Source organism: Cupriavidus sp. SIMBA_020, assembly GCF_046535395.1.
GTDB lineage: Bacteria > Pseudomonadota > Gammaproteobacteria > Burkholderiales > Burkholderiaceae > Cupriavidus > Cupriavidus campinensis.
Genome location: NZ_JAWRWU010000221.1, coordinates 1 through 335, shown reverse-complemented (window position 1 = coordinate 335; position 335 = coordinate 1). Strand labels below are relative to the sequence as shown.

The window sequence follows — 335 nt, the reverse complement described above, 5'->3', positions numbered from 1 at the left end:
AGAAGGTGATGCCTGGCCAATCTGACCAGTTCATGAAACTATTCGCCGCTCCTGGGATGGATCATTGTGGTGGCGGCGTTGGACCAAACGTCTTCGGCAACTTGAATCCCGGATTCCCCACCGCGCCGGATGATCCCACCAAAGACATATTGGCCACCGCGCAGCAATGGGTCGAAAAGGGCCGGGTACCGAATCAGATTATCGCGACGAAGTACGCAGGCAATCTTCCGACGGGTAAGGTTGAGCGCACGATGCCTTTGTGTCCGTGGCCCAAGGTCAGCAAATACAACGGCACGGGCGATGTGAACTCAGCAGATAACTTTAGTTGCGTTGAT

At 54.9% G+C, this 335-nt stretch carries 1 protein-coding gene; it reads left to right on the top strand.

Translation table 11 applies throughout. The features are described from left to right. Positions 1-8 precede the first annotated feature (8 nt). A partial coding sequence (locus SB751_RS28920; RefSeq protein ID WP_410748899.1) for a tannase/feruloyl esterase family alpha/beta hydrolase occupies positions 9-335 on the top strand: 327 nt, incomplete at its 3' end.